Genomic DNA, 21,138 nt, shown 5'->3' with positions numbered 1-21,138 from the left:
TGGGGTCTTAGCAGTGGGAACTGGCTTTATTGTGCGATACGCCGCACGGTTTCGGCAATGTCAATTGTTCTGTATTTACATTTATGCAACGTAACAGGAATCAATCCTCAATTCAAAACAAATGTCAAGAGGTTGAAATGTTTCCAGGAATTTGCTGATATCGCGCCATAACAGGCTTTGCTATCATCATCGGTCACTGGGATGCGCTTCAGAATGCTCAAGTTCGACTCCATACTTGCCGATAGCCAACCACAGACTCTCATTCAATGTTAAAGGTGCTACTGACTACACCTGTAAGAAGATAAGTAAGATGGGGAAAGCATGAGCACCATTTTGATTGTTCTCGCTGCTATGCTGGCCGGCGCATTGGTTGCAGGGTGGGTATACAGGCGTCGCGTAAGGCGTCGTTACCGGCTGCCCTTTTTAAACGCCTTTGCCGGTGCGACGACGCGTAAACTGACGCAAGAAGAGCGCGATGCAGTAGAAAACTATCTCGAAACACTGAACCGTTCTCAGTTAACACCTGGGCCGACGGGGGCAACTGCTGCGCCGGTGGCGCTCAAGTTAAATGCGCAAAGTGACACAGTGCTCAGTGTGACGCGCTCCATCACCCGCTATGGCATCACCACAGACGATCCCAATAAATGGCGCTATTACCTGGATTCGGTTGAAGTGCATCTGCCCCCGTCCTGGGAGCAGTACATTAATGACGAAAACAGCGTAGAGCTGATCCATACCGATTCGTTGCCGCTGGTTATCTCGCTCAACGGCCATACATTGAATGAATATCTTCAGGAAGCCCCGCGTTTTGCGCTGGAACGCGCAAGCTCAACGCAGGCCTCCATTCGTGGCGAAGAGACAGAGCAGATCGAGCTGCTGAACATTCGCCAGGAGACGCATGAAGAGTACGCCCTGAGCCGCCCGGACGGCATTCGCGAAGCGATTCTGATCGTGGCCGCGTTCCTGCTCTTTTTCATCTGCCTGCTGACGCCGGATGTGTTTGTCCCCTGGCTGGCTGGCGGTGCGGTGCTGTTGCTGGCAGCCGGACTGTGGGGGCTCTTTGCCCCGCCGGCAAAAACCTCGCTACGTGAGATCCACTGCCTGCGCGGTACTCCTAAGCGCTGGGGTCTGTTCGGTGAGAGTGACCAGGAGCACCTCAATAATATCTCGCTCGGTATTATCGATCTTATCTACCCGCGCCACTGGCAGCCGTGGATTGCCCAGGATTTAGGGCAGAAAACCGATATCGATATCTACCTTGACCGCCATGTGGTGCGCCAGGGGCGCTTTTTGTCCCTGCATGATGAAGTAAAAAACTTCCCGCTTCAGCACTGGTTACGCAGTGCGGTCATTGCCGGGGGGGCAGCGCTGGTCTTTATCATGCTTCTGCTGTTTGTCCCGCTGGATATGCCCATTAAATTTACCCTGTCATGGATAAAAGGGGCGCAAACCATTGAGGCAACCAGCGTCAACCAACTGGACGAGGCTGGCGTGCGGGTCGGTGATACGCTGCGCCTGAAGGGCACCGGGATGTGTAACATTCATACGCCTGGCGCATGGAATACGCGTCAGAGCTCGCCGTTCATGCCGTTCGATTGCTCGCAAATTATCTGGAATGACGCGCCGCCGCTGCCGCTGCCTGAATCTGAGGTTGTCAATAAAGCCACGTCGCTTACCCAGACGGTCAATCGCCAGCTGCACCCAAAACCCGATGACGACTCACGCGTGAGCCCTGCCCTGCGCTCGGCCATTCAGAAATCGGGGATGGTGCTTCTGGACGACTTTGGTGACATCGTTCTGAAAACACAGGATTTGTGTTCCGCTCAGGACGAATGCGTACGTCTCAAAAACGCCCTTGTGAACCTGGGTAACAGTAAAGACTGGGATTCGCTGGTGAAACGCGCGGAAGCGGGCCGGCTGGATGGCGTTAACGTGCTGCTGCGTCCGGTCAGCGCCGAGTCGCTGGATAATCTGGTCGCTACGTCAACCGCACCCTTCGTGATGCGCGAAACTACCCGCGCGGCGCAGGCGCTGAATAGCCCGGCACCGGGCGGCTTTGTGATTGTCAGTGATGAAGGGAGCGACCTGGTCGATCAGCCATACCCGCAGGTCGCACTTTATGACTACCCGGCTCAGGAACAGTGGGGCCAGTTCCAGCGCCTGGCGCAGATGCTGATGCAGACGCCGTTTAGCGCTGAAGGGATTGTGACGAGTATCTTTACCGATGCCAACGGCACGCGCCACATCGGCCTGCACCGCATGCCAGACAGCGCTGGCCTGTGGCGCTACATTGGCACCTCGCTGCTGATGATTGCGATGCTGGTATGCATTTGCTGGAACGGTTTTATGGCGCTGCGTCGCTATCAGCGCTCACGCACCAGGCTTGCCGACATCCAGCAGTATTACGAAAATTGCCTTAACCCTAAGCTGATCCCCTCCTCTGAGAGCCTGATCTGATAACGTCGATGCGCGACAAGATGTGCTACCCTGTCGCGCACGTTTCTTCAGGCTGGAGTTCCCCCTTATGCATCTTGATATCGCCTGGCAGGAGGTTGATACCGTTCTGCTGGATATGGACGGCACGCTGCTCGACCTCGCCTTTGATAACTATTTCTGGCAAAAGCTGGTTCCGGAAACCTATGGTGAACAGCAGGGGATCTCCCCGGCAGAAGCGCAGGAATTCATTCGTTCGCAATATAGCGCGGTGCAGCATACGCTAAACTGGTACTGTCTTGACTACTGGAGCGAGCGCCTCGGTTTGGATATTTGTGCCATGACCACCGCCCAGGGCCCGCGCGCCGTACTGCGTGAGGATACCGTGCCTTTTCTGGATGCGCTGAAAGCGAGCGGCAAGCGCCGTATCTTGCTGACCAACGCCCATCCTCACAATCTGGCCGTGAAGCTGGAGCATACGGGTCTTGCTTCGCACCTTGATTTATTACTTTCCACCCACACATTTGGTTATCCGAAAGAGGATCAGCGGTTGTGGCATGCGGTGGCGGAAGAGACCGGTTTGCAGCCGGAACGCACGCTGTTTATTGATGACAGCGAGCCTATTCTGGATTCCGCGGCCAGGTTTGGCATTCGCTATTGTCTGGGCGTTACTAATCCTGACTCTGGCCTGGCTGAAAAAAGCTATCTGCGCCATCCGGGGCTGAACGACTATCGCCAGATGATCCCCTCACTGACCGTGAAGGAGAGGCCATGAAAGAAAAACCCTCTGAAGGGGTAAGACTGGATAAATGGCTGTGGGCGGCCCGTTTTTATAAAACGCGCGCCCTTGCCCGCGACATGATTGACGGCGGTAAAGTGCATTACAACGGCCAGCGCAGCAAACCGAGCAAGCTGGTCGAACTGAATGCCACCTTAACGCTGCGTCAGGGCAACGATGAACGTACCGTGGTGATTAAAGCCATTACTGAACAACGACGGCCCGCAACCGAAGCCGTACTGCTGTATGAAGAGACGGCTGAGAGCATTGAAAAACGCGAGAAGACCGCGCTGGCGCGCAAAATGAATGCGCTGACAATGCCCCACCCGGACCGGCGTCCGGATAAAAAAGAGCGCCGCGATCTGATGAAATTTAAACACGGTGAGACCGAGTAACCCTCACCTGCACGAGAGACTATTATGGCCCAACACGACCAATTACACCGCTATCTGTTTGAACAATTCGCCGTGCGCGGCGAGCTGGTCACCGTATCCGAAACCTGGAAACAGATTCTGGAAAACCACAACTACCCGCTGCCGGTGAAAACCCTGTTGGGCGAACTGCTGGTTGCCACCAGCCTGCTGACTGCCACCCTGAAATTTGCCGGGGATATCACCGTGCAATTGCAGGGTGATGGCCCTATGACCCTGGCGGTCATTAACGGAAATAACCAGCAGCAGATGCGCGGCGTGGCGCGCGTACAGGGCGATGTTCCTGAAAACGCGGACCTGAAAACGCTGGTGGGTAATGGCTATCTGGTCATCACCATCTCCCCGGAGGAAGGTGAGCGCTATCAGGGCGTGGTTGGCCTCGAAGGCGATACGCTGGCGGCCTGCCTGGAAGATTACTTCATGCGTTCAGAACAGCTGCCGACGCGTCTGTTCATCCGCACAGGTGAAGTAGACGGTCAGCCTGCTGCTGGCGGTATGCTACTGCAGGTTCTGCCTGCGCAGGACGCGCAGACCAACGACTTCGAGCACCTCGCGACCCTGACGGAAACCGTCAAAGCAGAAGAGCTGTTCACCCTGTCGGCGACCGATGTCCTGTGGCGTCTTTATCACGAAGAAGAAGTGACGGTTTACGACCCACAGTCGGTGGAATTTAAGTGCACCTGTTCACGTGAACGCTGCGCTGGCGCGCTGAAGACGCTGCCGGATGAAGAGATCGACAGCATCATGGCGGAAGACGGCGAAATCGATATGCACTGTGACTACTGCGGTACGCACTACGTGTTCAATTCGATGGATATTGCTGAGATCCGCAACAACGCCTCCCCGGCGGATCCTCAGGTCCACTAAGCAAAGCCTGCCCTCACCTTGCCCTCTCCCTTTTGCGAGAGGGCAAGGTGCAAAAAAGCCCTCTCTGGCTGAATCGTTTTTAACACTGTAACTCTTACGTAATTTTCTTACGTGTATGCGATTACATTCACATTCCTTCCGATAAAATCACCAGCCATTAACCTTTTCGGAACATTTTCCCCAACCAAAAAGCGATTCCTGCGATAATCCGCCTGCCCTGTGACTGGAGTCGCAGCGTTTTCCGTTAGTAAGGGTTTTGTCCAGATGCGTAAATCTATGAGCCCCGTCGCGGTTAACAACCTCACAAAAACCCTACAATTTCAGACAGTACATATTGGCTAAGGAGCAGTGATATGCGTGTTACTGGTTTAACCCCGCAAGATCTCAAGGCTTATGGTATTCACGACGTCCAGGAAATCGTCTACAACCCCGATTACGATACGCTGTATCAGGAAGAGCTCAATCCAGCACTGGAAGGATACGAGCGAGGTGTGTTGACTAACCTTGGTGCTATCGCCGTCGATACCGGTATCTTTACCGGTCGTTCGCCGAAAGATAAATACATCGTCCGAGACGAGACCACCCGCGACACGCTGTGGTGGGCTGATAAAGGCAAAGGGAAGAACGATAACAAACCGCTCTCTCCGGAAACCTGGCAGCATCTGAAAGGGCTCGTTACCCATCAACTTTCCGGCAAGCGTCTGTTTATCGTTGATGCTTTCTGCGGCGCTAACGCCGACACTCGCCTTTCCGTACGGTTTATCACTGAAGTGGCCTGGCAGGCGCATTTCGTGAAAAACATGTTTATTCGTCCTGACGACAAAGAGCTGCAGGATTTCACCCCTGACTTCATCGTGATGAACGGGGCGAAATGCACGAACCCACAGTGGAAAGAGCAGGGTCTTAACTCCGAAAACTTCATCGCCTTTAACCTGACCGAGCGTATTCAGCTGATCGGCGGTACCTGGTACGGCGGCGAAATGAAGAAAGGGATGTTCTCGGTGATGAACTACCTGCTGCCGCTGCGCGGTATCGCCTCCATGCACTGTTCGGCAAACGTCGGTGAAAAAGGGGATGTGGCGGTGTTCTTCGGCCTGTCCGGCACCGGTAAAACCACCCTTTCTACCGATCCGAAACGTCGTCTGATTGGCGATGACGAGCACGGCTGGGATGATGACGGCGTGTTTAACTTCGAAGGGGGCTGCTACGCGAAGACCATTCGCCTGTCTGAAGAAGCGGAGCCAGATATCTTCCATGCCATCCGCCGCGATGCGCTGCTGGAAAACGTCACCGTGCGTGCCGATGGAACGATCGACTTCGACGATGCTTCGAAAACCGAAAACACCCGCGTGTCTTACCCTATCTACCACATCGACAACATCGTGAAGCCGGTGTCAAAAGCGGGCCACGCGACGAAGGTGATTTTCCTGACGGCAGATGCGTTCGGCGTGTTGCCTCCGGTGTCCCGCCTGACCGCCAGCCAGACGCAGTACCACTTCCTGTCTGGTTTTACCGCCAAACTGGCCGGTACCGAGCGCGGCGTGACGGAGCCAACGCCAACCTTCTCCGCCTGCTTCGGCGCAGCGTTCCTGTCGCTGCACCCGACGCAGTACGCGGAAGTGCTGGTCAAACGCATGCAGGCGTCCGGTGCACAGGCGTACCTGGTGAATACCGGCTGGAACGGCACCGGCAAACGTATCTCCATCAAAGATACCCGCGCCATTATCGACGCCATTCTGGATGGTTCACTCGATAACGCCGAAACCTTCACGCTGCCGATGTTTGATCTGGCAATCCCGACGGCGCTGCCGGGCGTAGAGACCCGTATTCTCGACCCACGCAATACCTACGGCTCACCGGAGCAGTGGCGTGAGAAAGCAGAATCGCTGGCGAAACTGTTTATTGAGAACTTCGAGAAGTATACCGATACCCCGGCAGGTGAAGCGCTGGTGAGTGCGGGTCCGAAGCTGTAACAGCTGACACGACCTGCAAAAAAAAGGGTGGCTTTTGCCACCCTTTTTTAACTCTCTCTCACCTGCCCGCGCGTCACCGGCACCGGTAACCATGCGCGAATGCTTAAACCGCCCCGCTCACTGGTCCCAATCTCCAGCAAGCCGTTATGGTTATCCACAATACGCTGCACAATCGCCAGGCCTAAGCCGGTTCCGCTGGTACTGCGCGCGCTATCGCCCCGCACAAACGGCTGGAACAGATGCTTACGCTGCTCTGGCTTAATGCCCGGACCGTCATCTTCGACCTGGAACCAGGCGCGGTTGAGCTCAGACCCGCTGCTGACTTTAATCCAGCCATTGCCATAACGGGCCGCGTTAACCACCATATTGGCCACAGCACGTTTAATGGAAAGCGGGTGCATCCGCACCTGAATTTCACCGGCCTGCAGATCGGTATCGATTTCCCGCTCGTAGCCGCTTTCCGCCGCGACCACTTCACCGAGTACCGCATTCAGATCGGCCATCTCCATCGGCATCTCCTGCCCGGTACGCAGGTAGTCAATGAACTGCTCGATAATGGCGTTACACTCTTCGATGTCCTTGTTAATGGACTCCGCAAGATAACCATCCTCTTCGCCCATCATCTCCGTCGCCAGACGGATACGCGTGAGCGGCGTGCGCAGGTCATGACTCACGCCCGCCATCAGCAGCGTACGGTCGTCTGCCAGCTGTTTCACGCCGGCCGCCATATGGTTAAAGGCCCGCGTCACGGAACGCACTTCTGAGGCGCCGTACTCACGCAGTGGCGGAGGAATAATCCCTTTACCGACCTGCAGCGCAGCGTGCTCCAGGTCGACCAGCGGTCGGTTCTGTATACGAATAAACAGCCACGCGCCGCCTATCGCCAGCAGCATAATGGCAAGGGTGTAGCGGAACAGCGGTGAGAAGTCACCCTGATGAATTTCGGTCAGCGGGACACGCACCCAGATATTGGGTGACAGCCAGGTTTTCAGCCAGACGACCGGCGAGCTTTTGTTGACCTCAACGCGCACTTCCGTTGGGCCACCTAACTGCTGCGCCATCTGCTGGCTGAGGAACTCATAATGCTGCGCCCAGCGCAGGCCAGCGTCTTCTGCCGCTTCGTTGGAGTAAAGCGAAATACCCAGCTCACGGTAGATTTCACGGCGAAACGCCGGGGGAACAACTAACTGCGTGCCGTCCTCCAGTTGCAGTTTATCGGTCATCAGCATACGCACTTCGTATGCCAGAACCTTATTGAACTGCTGGAGGCTCGGCAGGATCGCAAAGTTCAGCACCACCAGATAGGTTGTCACCAGGCTGACAAACAGCAGGGTGACAATCAGTAACAGCGTACGGGCAAATGAGCTTCGCGGAGAGAAGCGCATTCGCCTCATGCTTTAGCGCCGTCCGGGACAAACACGTAGCCCAGACCCCATACGGTCTGAATATAACGAGGATGCGCCGGATCTTCTTCCACCATGCGGCGCAGACGGGAGATCTGCACGTCAATGGAACGTTCCATTGCGGAGTATTCACGGCCACGCGCCAGGTTCATCAGCTTGTCACGTGAAAGCGGCTCACGCGGGTGGCTGACCAGCGCTTTCAGCACTGCGAACTCACCGCTGGTGAGCGGCATAGGTTCATCTTCACGGAACATCTCACGGGTACCGAGATTCAGCTTGAACTTACCAAACGCAATCACCGCTTCTTCCTGCGACGGTGCGCCAGGCAGTTCGTTCGCCTGACGGCGCAGCACGGCGCGAATACGGGCCAGCAGTTCACGCGGGTTGAACGGTTTTGGAATGTAGTCGTCAGCGCCGATTTCCAGACCAACGATGCGGTCAACCTCTTCCCCTTTCGCCGTCACCATGATGATCGGCATAGGGTTGCTCTGGCTACGCAGACGACGACAGATGGAAAGCCCGTCTTCACCAGGCAGCATCAGGTCGAGTACCATAAGATGGAATGATTCGCGGGTCAGCAGACGGTCCATCTGCTCAGCGTTGGCCACGCTACGAACCTGGAAGCCCTGCTCGGTCAGATAACGCTCAAGCAGCGCACGCAGGCGCATGTCGTCATCCACGACCAGAATTTTGTAGTTCTCTTGCATTGTGTGTACTCCCAAAGGTTCGGATAGTCTAATAACAGCGTATTCTAAAAAAGTGCACGTGTTCGACCAGCTAATTCTGGTATAAATTCTAGTCGAAATTGTTACAAAGCATATTTAACAGCAGCTTATCTGCACATTTCATCACATAAATCATTATTAACGTTGTCTGTTAGACTACGTGATACGTAATGTGCGCAAAGAATGCAATGATGTCGAGTCTTAAGGTCACCCCATGAAAACGCCCCTGATCACCCGCGAAGGGTATGAGAAACTCAAAAAAGAGATGGATTACCTGTGGCGCGAAGAGCGTCCTGAAGTGACCAAGAAAGTGACCTGGGCCGCAAGCCTGGGCGATCGCAGTGAAAATGCTGACTACCAGTACAACAAAAAACGGTTACGTGAAATCGACCGCCGGGTCCGCTATCTGACCAAATGCCTTGAGAACCTCAAAATAGTGGATTACTCCCCACAGCAGGAAGGCAAAGTGTTTTTCGGCGCGTGGGTCGAGATTGAGAACGACGATGGCGACACCCTGCGTTTTCGTATCGTCGGCTATGACGAAATTTTTGGTCGTAAGGATTACATCTCTATCGACTCACCAATGGCCCGTGCGCTGCTGAAAAAGGAAGTGGGCGATTTGGCCGTCGTGCAGACCCCTGGCGGCGAAGCCAGCTGGTACGTCAACGAAATTACGTACGTTAAATAGTCCGAGAGCGCCCTCCGCGGCTGGCATTTTGCCGTGTCAGCCCGTATAACTATCCCCTGATTTTTTCGACTCAACAGATGATAAAGCCATGATGAAAGATTCGCTCTGCCGCATTATTGCGGGTGAACTTCAGGCCAGAGCCGAACAGGTAGAAGCTGCCGTTCGCCTGCTTGATGAAGGGAACACCGTGCCGTTTATTGCACGTTATCGTAAGGAAGTCACCGGCGGTCTGGATGACACGCAGCTGCGTAACCTGGAGACCCGTCTCGGGTACCTGCGCGAACTGGAAGACCGTCGTCAGGCGATCCTCAAATCCATCGGCGAACAGGGAAAACTGACCAGCGAGCTGGAAACCGCAATCAACGGCACCCTGAGCAAAACCGAACTCGAAGACCTTTATCTGCCGTACAAACCGAAGCGCCGCACCCGTGGACAGATTGCAATTGAGGCAGGCCTGGAGCCGCTGGCCGAACTGCTGTGGAACGAACCGTCCCACGACCCGGAAACCGAAGCCGCGAAGTTTATCGATGCCGATAAAGGGGTCGCAGACACCAAAGCCGCACTCGACGGCGCGCGCTATATTCTGATGGAGCGTTTCTCCGAAGATGCCGCCCTGCTCGCGAAAGTGCGTGACTATCTGTGGAAAAACGCCCACATCGTCTCTACCGTGGTCAGCGGGAAAGAGGAAGAAGGCGCCAAGTTCCGCGATTATTTCGATCATCACGAACCCATCTCTACCACCCCTTCACACCGCGCGCTGGCGATGTTCCGCGGCCGCAACGAAGGCGTGCTCCAGCTCTCCCTGAATGCCGACCCACAGTTTGACGAGCCACCAAAAGAGAGCCACTGCGAGCAGATCATTATCGACCACCTCGGCCTTCGCCTGAACAACGCGCCGGCAGACAGCTGGCGCAAAGGCGTGGTGAGCTGGACGTGGCGCATCAAGGTGCTAATGCACCTCGAAACCGAACTGATGGGCACCGTGCGTGAACGCGCCGAAGACGAAGCAATCAACGTCTTCGCCCGCAACCTGCACGACCTGCTGATGGCCGCACCTGCCGGCCTGCGCGCCACCATGGGTCTCGATCCGGGTCTGCGTACCGGCGTAAAAGTGGCCGTGGTTGACGGTACCGGCAAGCTGGTGGCTACCGACACCATTTATCCGCATACCGGCCAGGCGGCGAAGGCTGCCGTCGTGGTTGCGGCGCTGTGCGAGAAATACAACGTGGAGCTGGTGGCCATCGGCAACGGTACGGCCTCCCGTGAAACCGAGCGTTTCTACCTCGACGTGCAGAAACAGTTCCCGAAAGTCACCGCGCAGAAAGTGATTGTCAGCGAGGCGGGCGCTTCCGTCTATTCGGCGTCTGAACTGGCCGCCCTGGAGTTCCCGGACCTGGACGTTTCCCTGCGCGGTGCAGTTTCTATCGCCCGTCGTCTGCAGGATCCGCTGGCGGAGCTGGTTAAGATCGACCCGAAATCCATCGGCGTCGGCCAGTATCAGCATGACGTGAGCCAGACTCAGCTGGCCCGTAAGCTGGATGCGGTCGTGGAAGACTGCGTAAACGCCGTCGGCGTTGACCTGAACACGGCCTCTGTTCCCCTGCTGACCCGCGTGGCGGGCTTAACCCGCATGATGGCGCAAAACATCGTTGCCTGGCGTGATGAAAACGGCCAGTTCCAGAACCGCCAGCAGTTACTGAAGGTGAGCCGTCTGGGGCCAAAAGCGTTTGAGCAGTGCGCGGGCTTCCTGCGCATCAACCACGGCGATAACCCGCTGGATGCCTCAACCGTTCACCCGGAAGCGTACCCGGTAGTGGAACGCATTCTGGCCGCAACCCAGCAGGCGCTGAAAGACCTGATGGGCGACAGCAGCGCGCTGCGTAACCTGAAGGCGGTCGATTTTACCGACGAGCAGTTCGGGGTGCCGACGGTCACGGACATCATCAAAGAGCTGGAAAAACCGGGCCGCGATCCGCGTCCTGAGTTTAAAACCGCGGCCTTCGCCGACGGCGTTGAAACCATGAATGACCTGCTTCCAGGCATGGTACTCGAAGGGGCTGTCACTAACGTCACCAACTTTGGCGCGTTTGTCGATATCGGCGTGCACCAGGACGGTCTGGTCCACATCTCTTCCCTTGCCGATAAATTCGTTGAAGATCCGCATACCGTGGTCAAAGCGGGCGACATCGTGAAGGTGAAGGTGATGGAAGTGGATCTGCAGCGTAAGCGTATCGCCCTGACGATGCGTCTGGACGAGCAGCCAGGTGAAACCAACGCGCGCCGCGGCAGTAACGGCGGCGGACGCGAGCAGCAGCGCCCGGCCGCAAAAGCGGCGAAGCCACGCGGACGTGACGCCCAGCCTGCGGGCAACAGCGCCATGATGGATGCGCTGGCGGCAGCAATGGGTAAGAAACGCTAACCGCATAAAAAAGGCCCGGTGATGCGTCACTCACCGGGCCGATATCCCGCCGAAATTAATTGTAAAATATGAAACCGGTTGTATATCTATATTTCAACCATCAGTGATCACACTATTAACATATAAGCCTTTCCTCTCCCTGCCGCAGAATCAGTAAATATTGAGCAAGGTCAAACAGGCCGTAAATTAATACCGCAAACAACATTCCGTCACAGTTTTATTATTGCTGATAAAAACTATTCTCATTATCATCCCATAGTAGATATTTTAACCTCTCGTGGAATCAGGCATTATGCAATTCACTCCAGACAGTGCATGGAAAATTACCGGTTTTACCCACGAAATTAGCCCGGCTTATCGACAAAAGCTGCTGTCGCTGGGCATGCTGCCCGGCTCGTCATTTCAGGTCGTGCGCGTCGCCCCGTTAGGTGATCCGGTGCATATCGAAACCCGACGCGTAAATCTGGTATTGCGTAAAAAAGATCTCGCATTAATAGAAGTCGAAGCTTTATCCCGATAACAAGCCAGCGGTTTCAGTGAGTCCAGAAAAATGAAAAAATTAACTATTGGCTTAATTGGCAATCCTAATTCCGGCAAGACAACGCTATTTAACCAGCTCACGGGTGCGCGCCAGCGCGTCGGTAACTGGGCTGGCGTAACGGTTGAACGTAAAGAAGGCCTGTTCTCAACAACAGATCACCAGGTCACGCTGGTTGACCTGCCCGGCACGTACTCCTTAACCACGATCTCCTCGCAAACTTCGCTCGATGAGCAGATTGCCTGCCACTATATTCTTAGCGGCGACGCGGATCTGCTCATCAACGTGGTTGATGCCTCAAACCTTGAGCGTAACCTCTACCTGACGCTGCAGCTGCTGGAGCTGGGCATTCCCTGCATCGTGGCGCTCAACATGCTCGACATTGCAGAGAAACAGAAACTGCGCATCGACGTCGATGCCCTCTCCGCACGGCTGGGGTGCCCGGTCGTTCCGCTGGTGTCGACGCGCGCCCGCGGTATTGATGCCCTGAAACTGGCTATCGATCGCCACGCGGGAAATCGTAACGTTGAGCTGGTGCACTACGCCCAGCCGCTCCTGCGCGAAGCGGATCTGCTGGCGCAAGAGATGGACAAAAGCATGCCCGCGAAACAGCGCCTGTGGCTCGGCCTGCAAATGCTGGAAGGGGATATCTACAGCCGCGCCTATGCTGGTCATGCGGCAGATAAACTGGACGTGGTCCTCGCCCGTCTGAGCGACGAGCTGGATGACCCGGCCCTGCATATCGCTGATGCTCGCTATCAGGCCATCGCCGCGATTTGCGACGTGGTCAGTAACGCCCTGACGGCGGAACCGAGCCGCTTCACCGCTGCCGTGGATAAGGTTGTGCTTAACCGTTTCCTCGGTTTGCCGGTCTTCTTGCTGGTGATGTACCTGATGTTCTTGCTCGCCATTAACATTGGTGGCGCACTCCAGCCGATTTTCGATGCCGGTTCCGTTGCTATCTTTGTTCATGGCATTCAGTGGGTGGGTTACACCCTGCATTTCCCGGAATGGCTGACCATCTTCCTTGCCCAGGGGATTGGCGGTGGTATCAACACCGTACTGCCTCTGGTGCCGCAAATCGGCATGATGTATCTGTTCCTCTCCTTCCTTGAGGATTCCGGTTACATGGCGCGCGCCGCCTTCGTCATGGATCGCCTGATGCAGGCGCTCGGTCTGCCGGGCAAATCCTTCGTGCCGCTGATCGTGGGCTTCGGCTGTAACGTGCCCTCGGTTATGGGTGCCCGTACGCTGGATGCGCCGCGTGAACGTCTGATGACCATTATGATGGCACCGTTTATGTCCTGCGGTGCGCGACTGGCTATCTTCGCGGTCTTTGCCGCGGCCTTCTTTGGGCAGCAGGGGGCGCTGGCGGTCTTCTCGCTGTACGTGCTGGGTATCGTCATGGCCATTCTCACGGGGCTGATGCTGAAACACACCATCATGCGCGGCGAAGCGTCGCCGTTCGTCATGGAACTGCCGGTCTACCACGTCCCCCATCTTAAAAGCCTGGTGATCCAGACCTGGCAGCGCCTGAAAGGCTTCGTCCTGCGTGCCGGTAAAGTGATTGTTATCGTGAGTATTTTCCTGAGCGCGCTGAACAGCTTCACCCTGAGCGGACAGGCTGCGGATAACATCAACGACTCCGCCCTCGCCTCCGTCAGCCGCGTCATAACCCCGGTCTTCAAACCGATCGGCGTCCATGACGATAACTGGCAGGCGACCGTCGGTCTGTTCACCGGTGCGATGGCGAAAGAGGTGGTCGTCGGGACCCTGAATACACTCTACACCGCGGAGAACATCCAGGAGCAAGCGTTCAATCCGGCAGAGTTTCATCTCGGTAACGAACTGCTGGGCGCCGTCGAAGAGACATGGCAGAGCCTGAAAGACACCTTCAGCCTGAGCGTGCTGGCGAACCCTATTGAGGCCAGTAAAGGTGACGGCGAAATGGCAACGGGTGCCATGGGCGTGATGAGCGAGAAATTTGGCAGCGCCTCTGCGGCCTACAGCTACCTCATCTTTGTTCTGCTCTATATTCCGTGCATCTCCGTCATGGGCGCGATTGCCCGCGAGTCCAGCCGTGGCTGGATGGGCTTCTCCATTCTGTGGGGGCTCAACATCGCTTACTCGCTGGCGACGCTCTTTTATCAGACCGTTAACTTTAGCCAGCACCCGCGTTATAGCCTGGCGTGCATCCTGGCGGTTGTGCTGTTTAACGTGCTCGTTCTCGGCCTGTTACGCCGGGCACGCAGCCGGGTTGATATCAACCTGCTGGCAAACCGCAAAACGGCTGCCACCTGCTGCAACAGCCCGGCGGGCGACTGTCACTAAGGGGTAAGCCATGGCATCGTTGATTCAGGTACGTGACCTGCTGGCGTTACAAGGGCGAATGGAGGCGAAACAGCTGAGCCTCACCCTGCATACCCCGCAGCCGATGATCGATGCCATGCTGGAAAGGCTGGAAGCCATGGGAAAAGCGGTGCGTATTCAGGAAGAGGCGGAAGGCTGCCTTTCCGGCAGTTGTAAAAGCTGCCCGGAAGGAAAAGCCTGCCTCAGAGAGTGGTGGGCACTGCGCGCATAATGCCGGGCATCGCTGCCCGGCATTATCGTATTACTTATAGACGTCCGCCGTTGCGCGCACGTTTTTGGTCTGTTTTTCGGCACTGGTGACGACGTAGTACTTCCCACCCAGCTCATCCGCTTTCTTAGACAGCTCTTTTTTGGCGTCCATCGGCGCGGTCGTGTCAGACGTAGAAATCTCACCAACTTTGGTCAGATTCATCCCGGCAACTTTATCTTTTTCCAGCTCTTGTGCCGCAAAGGCGCCAAATGAAAGTGACCCAATAACCAGAGAAGTGACGATACCTGTAACAAGTTTCATAGCCTGACTCTCCATAGGATTGTTGTTTTGATTATCGTAGGCAGAACAACCGCAACGACATCTGGAGTATGGTTGCGGTGTGAAACTTTTTCCAGGCTGGATAGAAAATAATCAGTCTAAACGTTGACTTAACGCAACGAGCGCTGAACAAAACTCCGCCGGATGAGAGATAAACGGCGCATGCGCGGCTTTGTTTATCACCAGAGACTCACTTTGTGGCCAGAGTGAATCCAGCACTGGAACCACTTTGCGAGGCACCAGCCCGTCGAGGTAGCCGTAGATACGCAGGTGCGGCATCGCCAGCGCGGCCAGCGGCTCACGCAAATCGACGGTTTTGAGGATCTCAAGCCCCCCGTTAAGCACCTCAACGTCCGGCATCGGCAGGGAAAGCACGGTCTGCTTCAGCGCTCTGGCATCCTGACGCGCGGTGTCGGTTCCCATTGTCTGCAGGGCCAGGAAACGCTCAACGGTCCGCTGGAAGTCTTCGCTCAACTGTTTCTGGAACCCGGCCAGCACATCCGGTTTTATGCCCGGCCAGTCGTGCTTTGCACTGAAGCACGGTGACGAGGCTACCGTGACCAGCGCACGCACGCGCTCGGGATGGGTCAACGCAATCTGGCTCGCCACCAGTCCGCCCAGGCTCCAGCCCAGCCAGATGGCGTATTGCGGCGCAGCGTCCAGCACCTGCTGCGCCATCTCCTCAACCGACATTGCCCCAAAGCCGCGACTGCGGCCAAAGCCCGGTAAATCCACCAGATGCAGGGTAAATTGCGAGGCGAGTTCCCCGGTTATGCAATTCCATACTTCGGCATTCAGGCCCCATCCGTGCAGCAGCACAAGATGGCAATTTCCCGTCCCTACGGTCTGCCACCACAGCGTCTTCATCAGTTACTGTTCTCTTTTTTCACATGGAGGTTGCACATGTTAACAGTGCCTGGCTTGTGCTGGCTATGCCGGATGCCGCTTGCCCTCAGCGCATGGGGCGTCTGCTCCGTTTGCACCCGCTCGCTGAAAAGGCAGGCGATGACGTGTCCGCAGTGTGGGCTAGCGGCCACCGGGCGAGACGTTCCCTGCGGCCGCTGCCTGAAAAAAGCGCCGCCGTGGTGTGCCCTGGTGGCTGTGGATGATTATGTTGCGCCGTTAAGCGGCCTTATACATGCGCTGAAGTTTGCCGGCCAGAGTGTGCTGGCGCGTCCCCTCGCCCGCCTGTTACTGCTGGCCGTTTTACAGGCGCGACGCACCCGCGGCCTGCCGAACATCGACATGGTGGTTAACGTGCCTTTATACCGTCGCCGACACTGGCGACGCGGCTACAACCAAAGTGACCTGCTTTGCCGCCCGCTCGCGCGATGGCTCGGTTGCCGGTACGACGCCCGTGCGCTCAAACGCGTCCATAACACGGCCATCCAGCATCAGCTCACGGCCCGGCTTCGCAAAAGGAACCTCAAAAATGCCTTTCGTCTTGAATTCCCGGTCAAAGGCCTCCATATCGCGATTGTGGATGATGTCGTCACCACAGGCAGTACCGTTGCTGAACTTTCCCGACTGCTTTTGCAAAGCGGCGCCGCGTCGGTTCAGGTATGGTGTCTGTGCCGTACCTTGTAGCCCTTCTTCAATGGGCGTATGATTATACCCAGGTAATTTAGTCAACTATTAGGCCAAAGCTATGATCCGTATTTCCGATTCTGCACAAGCGCACTTTGCCAAACTGCTGGCAAATCAGGAAGAAGGGACGCAGATCCGCGTGTTTGTGATCAATCCAGGCACTCCGAATGCAGAATGTGGTGTCTCTTATTGTCCTCCGGACGCAGTGGAAGCGACTGACACTGCCCTTAAATTTGAACAGCTCACGGCTTACGTTGATGAGCTGAGCGCACCGTATCTTGAAGATGCGGAGATCGACTTCGTCACCGATCAGCTGGGTTCTCAGCTGACCCTGAAAGCACCAAACGCCAAAATGCGTAAAGTGTCTGACGATGCCCCACTGATGGAGCGCGTCGAGTACCTGCTGCAGTCTCAGATCAACCCACAGCTGGCGGGCCACGGCGGTCGTGTTTCCCTGATGGAAATTACTGAAGACGGCCTGGCGATCCTGCAGTTCGGCGGCGGCTGTAACGGTTGTTCAATGGTTGATGTCACGCTGAAAGAAGGGATCGAGAAGCAGCTGCTGAACGAATTCCCGGAACTGAAAGGTGTGCGCGATCTGACCGAACACCAGCGCGGCGAGCACTCTTACTACTAAGCGCCCGCCTGCTTTTGCCCGGTGGCGCTATGCTTACCGGGCCTGCTTTCCCCTCCCTGCCTTGCCTCCCCATATGTTGACCTGCGTCTCATAATTCAAATTTAGCCCCCCAGGGTGATTCTCAACCACGACATGTTACCCGTATCATTCTCGTGGGCACTAAGCACCTTCATAACAGCCGACTAAACTTAATAGTTTCCAAGGCAACAGTATTAGTGCCGTTAACACTCTGTTCCCAGTTGGGACAATCGGAATTTGTCGTTGAAACAATGACGTTACCCATAACAATTCAAAGGCCAGGTAAATCATGCCATTAGTCATCGTTGCTATCGGTGTTGTGTTATTACTGCTCTTGATGATCCGTTTCAAAATGAACGGGTTTATCGCTCTGGTTCTGGTGGCACTTGCAGTCGGTCTGATGCAAGGGATGCCGCTGGTGAAAGTCATCAGCTCCATTAAAGCCGGTGTCGGCGGCACGCTCGGTAGCCTGGCACTGATCATGGGCTTTGGCGCTATGCTCGGCAAAATGCTGGCGGACTGTGGGGGCGCCCAGCGTATTGCCACCACGCTGATTGCCAAATTTGGTAAGAAGAATATTCAGTGGGCGGTTGTGTTAACCGGGTTTACCGTCGGTTTCGCACTGTTCTATGAAGTGGGCTTCGTGCTGATGCTGCCACTGGTGTTCACCATCGCAGCGGCAGCGAACATTCCACTGCTGTATGTCGGTGTACCGATGGCCGCCGCGCTGTCCGTTACGCACGGTTTCCTGCCACCACACCCGGGTCCAACCGCGATCGCCACCATCTTCCATGCCGATATGGGTAAAACCCTGCTGTTCGGTACGATTCTGGCAATCCCGACGGTGATCCTGGCCGGCCCGGTTTATGCCCGCTTCCTGAAAGGGATTGATAAGCCTATCCCGGAAGGTCTGTACAGCGCGAAAACCTTCACGGAAGAAGAGATGCCTGGTTTTGGCGTCAGCGTCTGGACCTCTCTGGTGCCGGTCATCCTGATGGCGATGCGTGCCGTGGCGGAAATGATCCTGCCAAAAGGCCACCCGTTCCTGTCCGTTGCCGAGTTCCTGGGCGACCCGGTGATGGCGACGCTGATTGCGGTGCTGATTGCGATGTTCACCTTCGGCCTGAACCGTGGTCGTTCGATGGATCAGATTAACGACACGCTGACCTCTTCCATCAAAATCATTGCCATGATGCTGCTGATTATCGGTGGTGGCGGTGCGTTCAAGCAGGTGCTGGTCGACAGCGGCGTGGATAAATACATCGCGGCCATGATGCATGAAACCAATGTGTCACCGCTGCTGATGGCGTGGTCTATCGCTGCGGTGCTGCGTATCGCGCTCGGCTCTGCAACCGTTGCGGCAATCACCGCCGGTGGTATCGTTGCGCCGCTGATTGCGACGACGGGCGTGAGCCCTGAGCTGATGGTTATCGCGGTAGGTTCCGGTAGCGTGATTTTCTCTCACGTGAACGATCCGGGCTTCTGGCTGTTCAAGGAATATTTCAACCTGACTATCGGTGAAACCATCAAGTCCTGGTCTGCACTGGAAACCATTATTTCGGTGTGTGGTCTGGTCGGGGTTCTGCTGTTGAACATGGTTATCTGATATCAAAAAGCCGGGTAGCTTGCGCTTACCCGGCTTTCTTCTCTCTGCGAGACTACCGCGTTTTACCCACCGCTTTTCTGCGCTTATCCAAATCCTTAATCAGCCTGTTCACCCCGTCATCGGCAAACATCTTCTCAAGCGTGATGGACAATTTGCGACGCCAGTTCTTGTACTGATAGCTGGTACCCGGAATGTTCACCGGCTCCGCCATATCAATCCAGTCTTCCGGCTGCAGACCCAGCAGGGCACTGTTGCTGTCGGCGATATAGCGCTGCAATCCGCGGTTGAGCGTAGGCGTCATCGACATCAGTGATGCCTTATGCCCGGCGCGTTTCGGCAGGCAGCCATGCTTGTGTAACGCATCAAGCAACCCTTGCTTCGCCAGCTCGCGATCCTGATACAGCCCACGTAAGACCTCTTCATCCGGATACAGACCCAGCGTTTTACCGAGCGTCAGATCGCCGCTTTCCCAATAGCCACGAAGCGTAGGAAGGTCATGCGTCGTCGCGACTGCCATTGACTGTTCAGGGTACGCTTTCGGCGCGCGGAAGGTTTTCTCATGGTCGTTTTCAAAATAGAGCACTTTATAGGAGTAAACACCGCTGTCGCGGAGCTTACTGACAATCTCAACCGGCACGGTACCGAGATCTTCGCCGATCACCATGCACTGATGACGTTTACTCTCCAGCGCCAGGATCGAGAGCAGATCGTCAACCGGATACTGTACATACGCGCCGTGGTCAGCCGTTTCACCATAAGGGATCCACCACAGACGCAGGACGGACATCACGTGGTCAATTCGCAGCGCGCCGCAGTTTTGCATGTTGGCGCGCAGCAGGTCGATAAACGGCTCGTAAGCCCGCGCAGCCATGACGTGCGGATCCATCGGCGGCAAACCCCAGTTCTGGCCGAGCGGGCCAAGAATATCCGGCGGTGCGCCCACGGAGGCCTTCAGGCAATAAAGCTCGCGGTCACACCAGGTTTCCGCCCCGCCTTCTGCCACGCCAACGGCCAGATCGCGGTACAGGCCGATCGGCATTTTATAGCCCTGGCTCACCTGCCAGCAGGCGGCAAACTGGCTGTAAGCCAGCCACTGCAGCCAGAGGAAGAAATCCACCTCGTCAGCATACTTTTTGCAGAACGCCTGCACTTCGGGCGTATCGACAGATTGATACGCTTCCGGCCATACCGGCCAGCCCCAGCGCATTTCGTCCTCTTTTACCTGATAAGCGTGCAATGCATCGAACGCCGCCTGCCAGTAAAGGCTCTCGCCTTCCTGGGCCACAAACTGGCGGAAAGCCGACATCTGCTCGTCATCACGCTGCGAAAAACCTTTCCACGCCAGACGTAACGCGGCCATTTTCAGTGCGGTGACGGTGGCATAGTCTACCCAGTCCGTCTCGCGCGCCTGCTTCAGCGCCTGCTGAGTGGTCGTGAGGTTCCACCACGCCTGCGCCTCTTTGCTGCTTTTGAAATCGTCTAAGGCATTCACGTCAATGTAAATCACGTTCAGCCAGCGACGGGATGACGGGCTGTACGGACTGGCACTTTCCGGGTTCGCCGGATAGAGCGCATGAATGGGGTTGAGGCCGATAAACGCACCGCCGCGCTCGCCCACATCCGCCAGCATCTTTTTCAGGTCGCCAAAATCGCCGATACCCCAGTTGCTGTCAGAGCGCAGCGTGTAGAGCTGCACGCAGGCCCCCCACAGCTTTTTACCCTCGAGCAACGCCTGCGGCTCATAGCAGCGTTTTGGCGCAACAATCACCCGACAATGAAAACGCTGGTCGTCCTGCGTGAGGGTTAACGTGTGATAGCCCTCCGGCAGTTTTGCCGGAAGGTTAAGCGCTTTGCCACCGGTGGCGTGGCCTTTGTGCTGTTGCCCCTCTTCGGTCGTGAGCAGCCAGCTAAATTCGCCGCGCCCGTTTACCGTAAGCGGCATCTTTTTACCGGCGGTAAACACCTTCACGTTCGGCACCGGCGCAACCGACGCTTTCGCGTCGGTCTTGTGCATGGCATCCAGCAAACGTCTTTTGGTGTCGGCGCCAATAGACTGTGGTTTGCCGTGAGCATTAATGTAACTGAGGCTGATCCCCGCCGCCTGCGCGGCACTGTCCAGACGTTTACTCTCCATCG

18 protein-coding genes are annotated in these 21,138 nt (G+C 56.1%); 13 read left to right on the top strand and 5 right to left on the bottom strand.

All coding sequences use genetic code 11. The features are described 5' to 3' along the window. Window positions 1–321 precede the first annotated feature (321 nt). The 5 genes from QRN24_RS19110 to pckA all read left to right on the top strand — a co-directional run bounded on the left by QRN24_RS19110 (window position 322) and on the right by pckA (window position 6,482). On the top strand, window positions 322–2,457 hold the full coding sequence (locus QRN24_RS19110) for an intracellular growth attenuator family protein (RefSeq protein WP_032679110.1): 2,136 nt from the start codon (window positions 322–324) through the stop codon (window positions 2,455–2,457). A gap of 67 nt (window positions 2,458–2,524) precedes the next feature. Next, complete coding sequence (gene yrfG, locus QRN24_RS19105) at window positions 2,525–3,208, top strand: GMP/IMP nucleotidase (protein WP_025202858.1); 684 nt, start codon at window positions 2,525–2,527, stop codon at window positions 3,206–3,208. Further along, window positions 3,205–3,606 (top strand): ribosome-associated heat shock protein Hsp15, encoded by a 402-nt coding sequence (hslR, locus tag QRN24_RS19100; protein ID WP_020884572.1) that lies wholly within the window; start codon window positions 3,205–3,207, stop codon window positions 3,604–3,606. The genes yrfG and hslR overlap by 4 nt, the downstream gene beginning before the upstream one ends. Before the next feature lie 24 nt (window positions 3,607–3,630). Next, window positions 3,631–4,509, top strand: a complete 879-nt coding sequence (gene hslO, locus QRN24_RS19095; RefSeq protein WP_014171960.1) for an Hsp33 family molecular chaperone HslO — start codon at window positions 3,631–3,633, stop codon at window positions 4,507–4,509. A 353-nt stretch (window positions 4,510–4,862) separates the two neighbouring features. Continuing rightward, the gene (gene pckA, locus QRN24_RS19090; RefSeq protein ID WP_014171961.1) at window positions 4,863–6,482 is read left to right on the top strand and encodes a phosphoenolpyruvate carboxykinase (ATP); all 1,620 of its coding nucleotides are present in this window, start codon (window positions 4,863–4,865) and stop codon (window positions 6,480–6,482) included. A gap of 47 nt (window positions 6,483–6,529) precedes the next feature. Here pckA and envZ read toward each other — a convergent pair whose 3' ends face one another. Continuing rightward, window positions 6,530–7,876, bottom strand: a complete 1,347-nt coding sequence (gene envZ / locus QRN24_RS19085; RefSeq protein WP_014171962.1) for a two-component system sensor histidine kinase EnvZ — start codon at window positions 7,874–7,876, stop codon at window positions 6,530–6,532. Continuing rightward, window positions 7,873–8,592 carry an osmolarity response regulator transcription factor OmpR gene (ompR, locus tag QRN24_RS19080; protein ID WP_006177890.1) on the bottom strand — a complete coding sequence of 240 codons (720 nt, stop codon included), beginning with the start codon at window positions 8,590–8,592 and terminating at the stop codon, window positions 7,873–7,875. Before ompR ends, envZ begins: the two co-directional genes overlap by 4 nt. A gap of 232 nt (window positions 8,593–8,824) precedes the next feature. Here ompR and greB point away from each other — a divergent pair, with 232 nt between their 5' ends. From greB to feoC, 5 genes are all read left to right on the top strand, one after another. After that, complete coding sequence (greB, locus tag QRN24_RS19075) at window positions 8,825–9,298, top strand: transcription elongation factor GreB (protein WP_014171964.1); 474 nt, start codon at window positions 8,825–8,827, stop codon at window positions 9,296–9,298. A gap of 88 nt (window positions 9,299–9,386) precedes the next feature. Further along, window positions 9,387–11,717 carry a Tex family protein gene (locus QRN24_RS19070; RefSeq protein WP_284942967.1) on the top strand — a complete coding sequence of 777 codons (2,331 nt, stop codon included), beginning with the start codon at window positions 9,387–9,389 and terminating at the stop codon, window positions 11,715–11,717. Between the two features lie 292 nt (window positions 11,718–12,009). Beyond that, window positions 12,010–12,237 (top strand): ferrous iron transporter A, encoded by a 228-nt coding sequence (gene feoA, locus QRN24_RS19065; RefSeq protein ID WP_020884570.1) that lies wholly within the window; start codon window positions 12,010–12,012, stop codon window positions 12,235–12,237. Window positions 12,238–12,267: 30 nt separating this feature from the next. Continuing rightward, on the top strand, window positions 12,268–14,586 hold the full coding sequence (gene feoB / locus QRN24_RS19060; RefSeq protein ID WP_193163546.1) for a Fe(2+) transporter permease subunit FeoB: 2,319 nt from the start codon (window positions 12,268–12,270) through the stop codon (window positions 14,584–14,586). 10 nt (window positions 14,587–14,596) lie between these two features. After that, window positions 14,597–14,836: a [Fe-S]-dependent transcriptional repressor FeoC gene (feoC, locus tag QRN24_RS19055; protein ID WP_014171968.1), complete on the top strand. Its 240-nt coding sequence runs from the start codon at window positions 14,597–14,599 to the stop codon at window positions 14,834–14,836. Between the two features lie 30 nt (window positions 14,837–14,866). Here feoC and QRN24_RS19050 read toward each other — a convergent pair whose 3' ends face one another. Further along, window positions 14,867–15,136, bottom strand: coding sequence for a YdgH/BhsA/McbA-like domain containing protein (locus QRN24_RS19050; RefSeq protein WP_025202855.1), 270 nt, complete (start codon window positions 15,134–15,136; stop codon window positions 14,867–14,869). Between the two features lie 111 nt (window positions 15,137–15,247). Further along, window positions 15,248–16,021, bottom strand: coding sequence for a pimeloyl-ACP methyl ester esterase BioH (bioH, locus tag QRN24_RS19045; protein WP_193163547.1), 774 nt, complete (start codon window positions 16,019–16,021; stop codon window positions 15,248–15,250). Between the two features lie 36 nt (window positions 16,022–16,057). On the opposite strand from bioH, the gene gntX reads away from it, so the two are divergent. The 3 genes from gntX (at window position 16,058) to gntT (ending at window position 19,002) form a co-directional block, all read left to right on the top strand. Next, entirely contained in the window at window positions 16,058–16,741 is a 684-nt protein-coding gene (gntX, locus tag QRN24_RS19040) for a DNA utilization protein GntX (RefSeq protein WP_032679118.1), read from the top strand. A gap of 61 nt (window positions 16,742–16,802) precedes the next feature. Further along, on the top strand, window positions 16,803–17,378 hold the full coding sequence (nfuA, locus tag QRN24_RS19035; RefSeq protein ID WP_003861601.1) for a Fe-S biogenesis protein NfuA: 576 nt from the start codon (window positions 16,803–16,805) through the stop codon (window positions 17,376–17,378). 307 nt (window positions 17,379–17,685) lie between these two features. Continuing rightward, window positions 17,686–19,002, top strand: a complete 1,317-nt coding sequence (gene gntT / locus QRN24_RS19030; RefSeq protein WP_014171973.1) for a gluconate transporter — start codon at window positions 17,686–17,688, stop codon at window positions 19,000–19,002. Window positions 19,003–19,054: 52 nt separating this feature from the next. On the opposite strand, the gene malQ is transcribed toward gntT, so the two are convergent. Further along, window positions 19,055–21,136 (bottom strand): 4-alpha-glucanotransferase, encoded by a 2,082-nt coding sequence (gene malQ / locus QRN24_RS19025; RefSeq protein WP_025202852.1) that lies wholly within the window; start codon window positions 21,134–21,136, stop codon window positions 19,055–19,057. Window positions 21,137–21,138: the final 2 nt, after the last annotated feature.

The sequence above is a fragment of the Enterobacter sp. MEB024 genome (genome assembly GCF_030209635.1).
In the GTDB taxonomy this organism is placed as follows: Bacteria; Pseudomonadota; Gammaproteobacteria; order Enterobacterales; family Enterobacteriaceae; genus Enterobacter; species Enterobacter ludwigii.
The sequence above is the reverse complement of the archived record's forward strand: the minus strand, read 5'-3'. Positions and strand labels throughout refer to the sequence as shown.

What these genes read in the sequence shown, in the direction of transcription:
- QRN24_RS19110 (WP_032679110.1), top strand. Translation starts at nt 322, where the DNA reads ATGAGCACCATTTTGATTGTTCTCGCTGCTATGCTGGCCGGCGCATTG.
- yrfG (WP_025202858.1), top strand. Translation starts at nt 2,525, where the DNA reads ATGCATCTTGATATCGCCTGGCAGGAGGTTGATACCGTTCTGCTGGAT.
- hslR (WP_020884572.1), top strand. Translation starts at nt 3,205, where the DNA reads ATGAAAGAAAAACCCTCTGAAGGGGTAAGACTGGATAAATGGCTGTGG.
- hslO (WP_014171960.1), top strand. Translation starts at nt 3,631, where the DNA reads ATGGCCCAACACGACCAATTACACCGCTATCTGTTTGAACAATTCGCC.
- pckA (WP_014171961.1), top strand. Translation starts at nt 4,863, where the DNA reads ATGCGTGTTACTGGTTTAACCCCGCAAGATCTCAAGGCTTATGGTATT.
- envZ (WP_014171962.1), bottom strand. Translation starts at nt 7,876, where the DNA reads ATGAGGCGAATGCGCTTCTCTCCGCGAAGCTCATTTGCCCGTACGCTG.
- ompR (WP_006177890.1), bottom strand. Translation starts at nt 8,592, where the DNA reads ATGCAAGAGAACTACAAAATTCTGGTCGTGGATGACGACATGCGCCTG.
- greB (WP_014171964.1), top strand. Translation starts at nt 8,825, where the DNA reads ATGAAAACGCCCCTGATCACCCGCGAAGGGTATGAGAAACTCAAAAAA.
- QRN24_RS19070 (WP_284942967.1), top strand. Translation starts at nt 9,387, where the DNA reads ATGATGAAAGATTCGCTCTGCCGCATTATTGCGGGTGAACTTCAGGCC.
- feoA (WP_020884570.1), top strand. Translation starts at nt 12,010, where the DNA reads ATGCAATTCACTCCAGACAGTGCATGGAAAATTACCGGTTTTACCCAC.
- feoB (WP_193163546.1), top strand. Translation starts at nt 12,268, where the DNA reads ATGAAAAAATTAACTATTGGCTTAATTGGCAATCCTAATTCCGGCAAG.
- feoC (WP_014171968.1), top strand. Translation starts at nt 14,597, where the DNA reads ATGGCATCGTTGATTCAGGTACGTGACCTGCTGGCGTTACAAGGGCGA.
- QRN24_RS19050 (WP_025202855.1), bottom strand. Translation starts at nt 15,136, where the DNA reads ATGAAACTTGTTACAGGTATCGTCACTTCTCTGGTTATTGGGTCACTT.
- bioH (WP_193163547.1), bottom strand. Translation starts at nt 16,021, where the DNA reads ATGAAGACGCTGTGGTGGCAGACCGTAGGGACGGGAAATTGCCATCTT.
- gntX (WP_032679118.1), top strand. Translation starts at nt 16,058, where the DNA reads ATGTTAACAGTGCCTGGCTTGTGCTGGCTATGCCGGATGCCGCTTGCC.
- nfuA (WP_003861601.1), top strand. Translation starts at nt 16,803, where the DNA reads ATGATCCGTATTTCCGATTCTGCACAAGCGCACTTTGCCAAACTGCTG.
- gntT (WP_014171973.1), top strand. Translation starts at nt 17,686, where the DNA reads ATGCCATTAGTCATCGTTGCTATCGGTGTTGTGTTATTACTGCTCTTG.
- malQ (WP_025202852.1), bottom strand. Translation starts at nt 21,136, where the DNA reads ATGGAGAGTAAACGTCTGGACAGTGCCGCGCAGGCGGCGGGGATCAGC.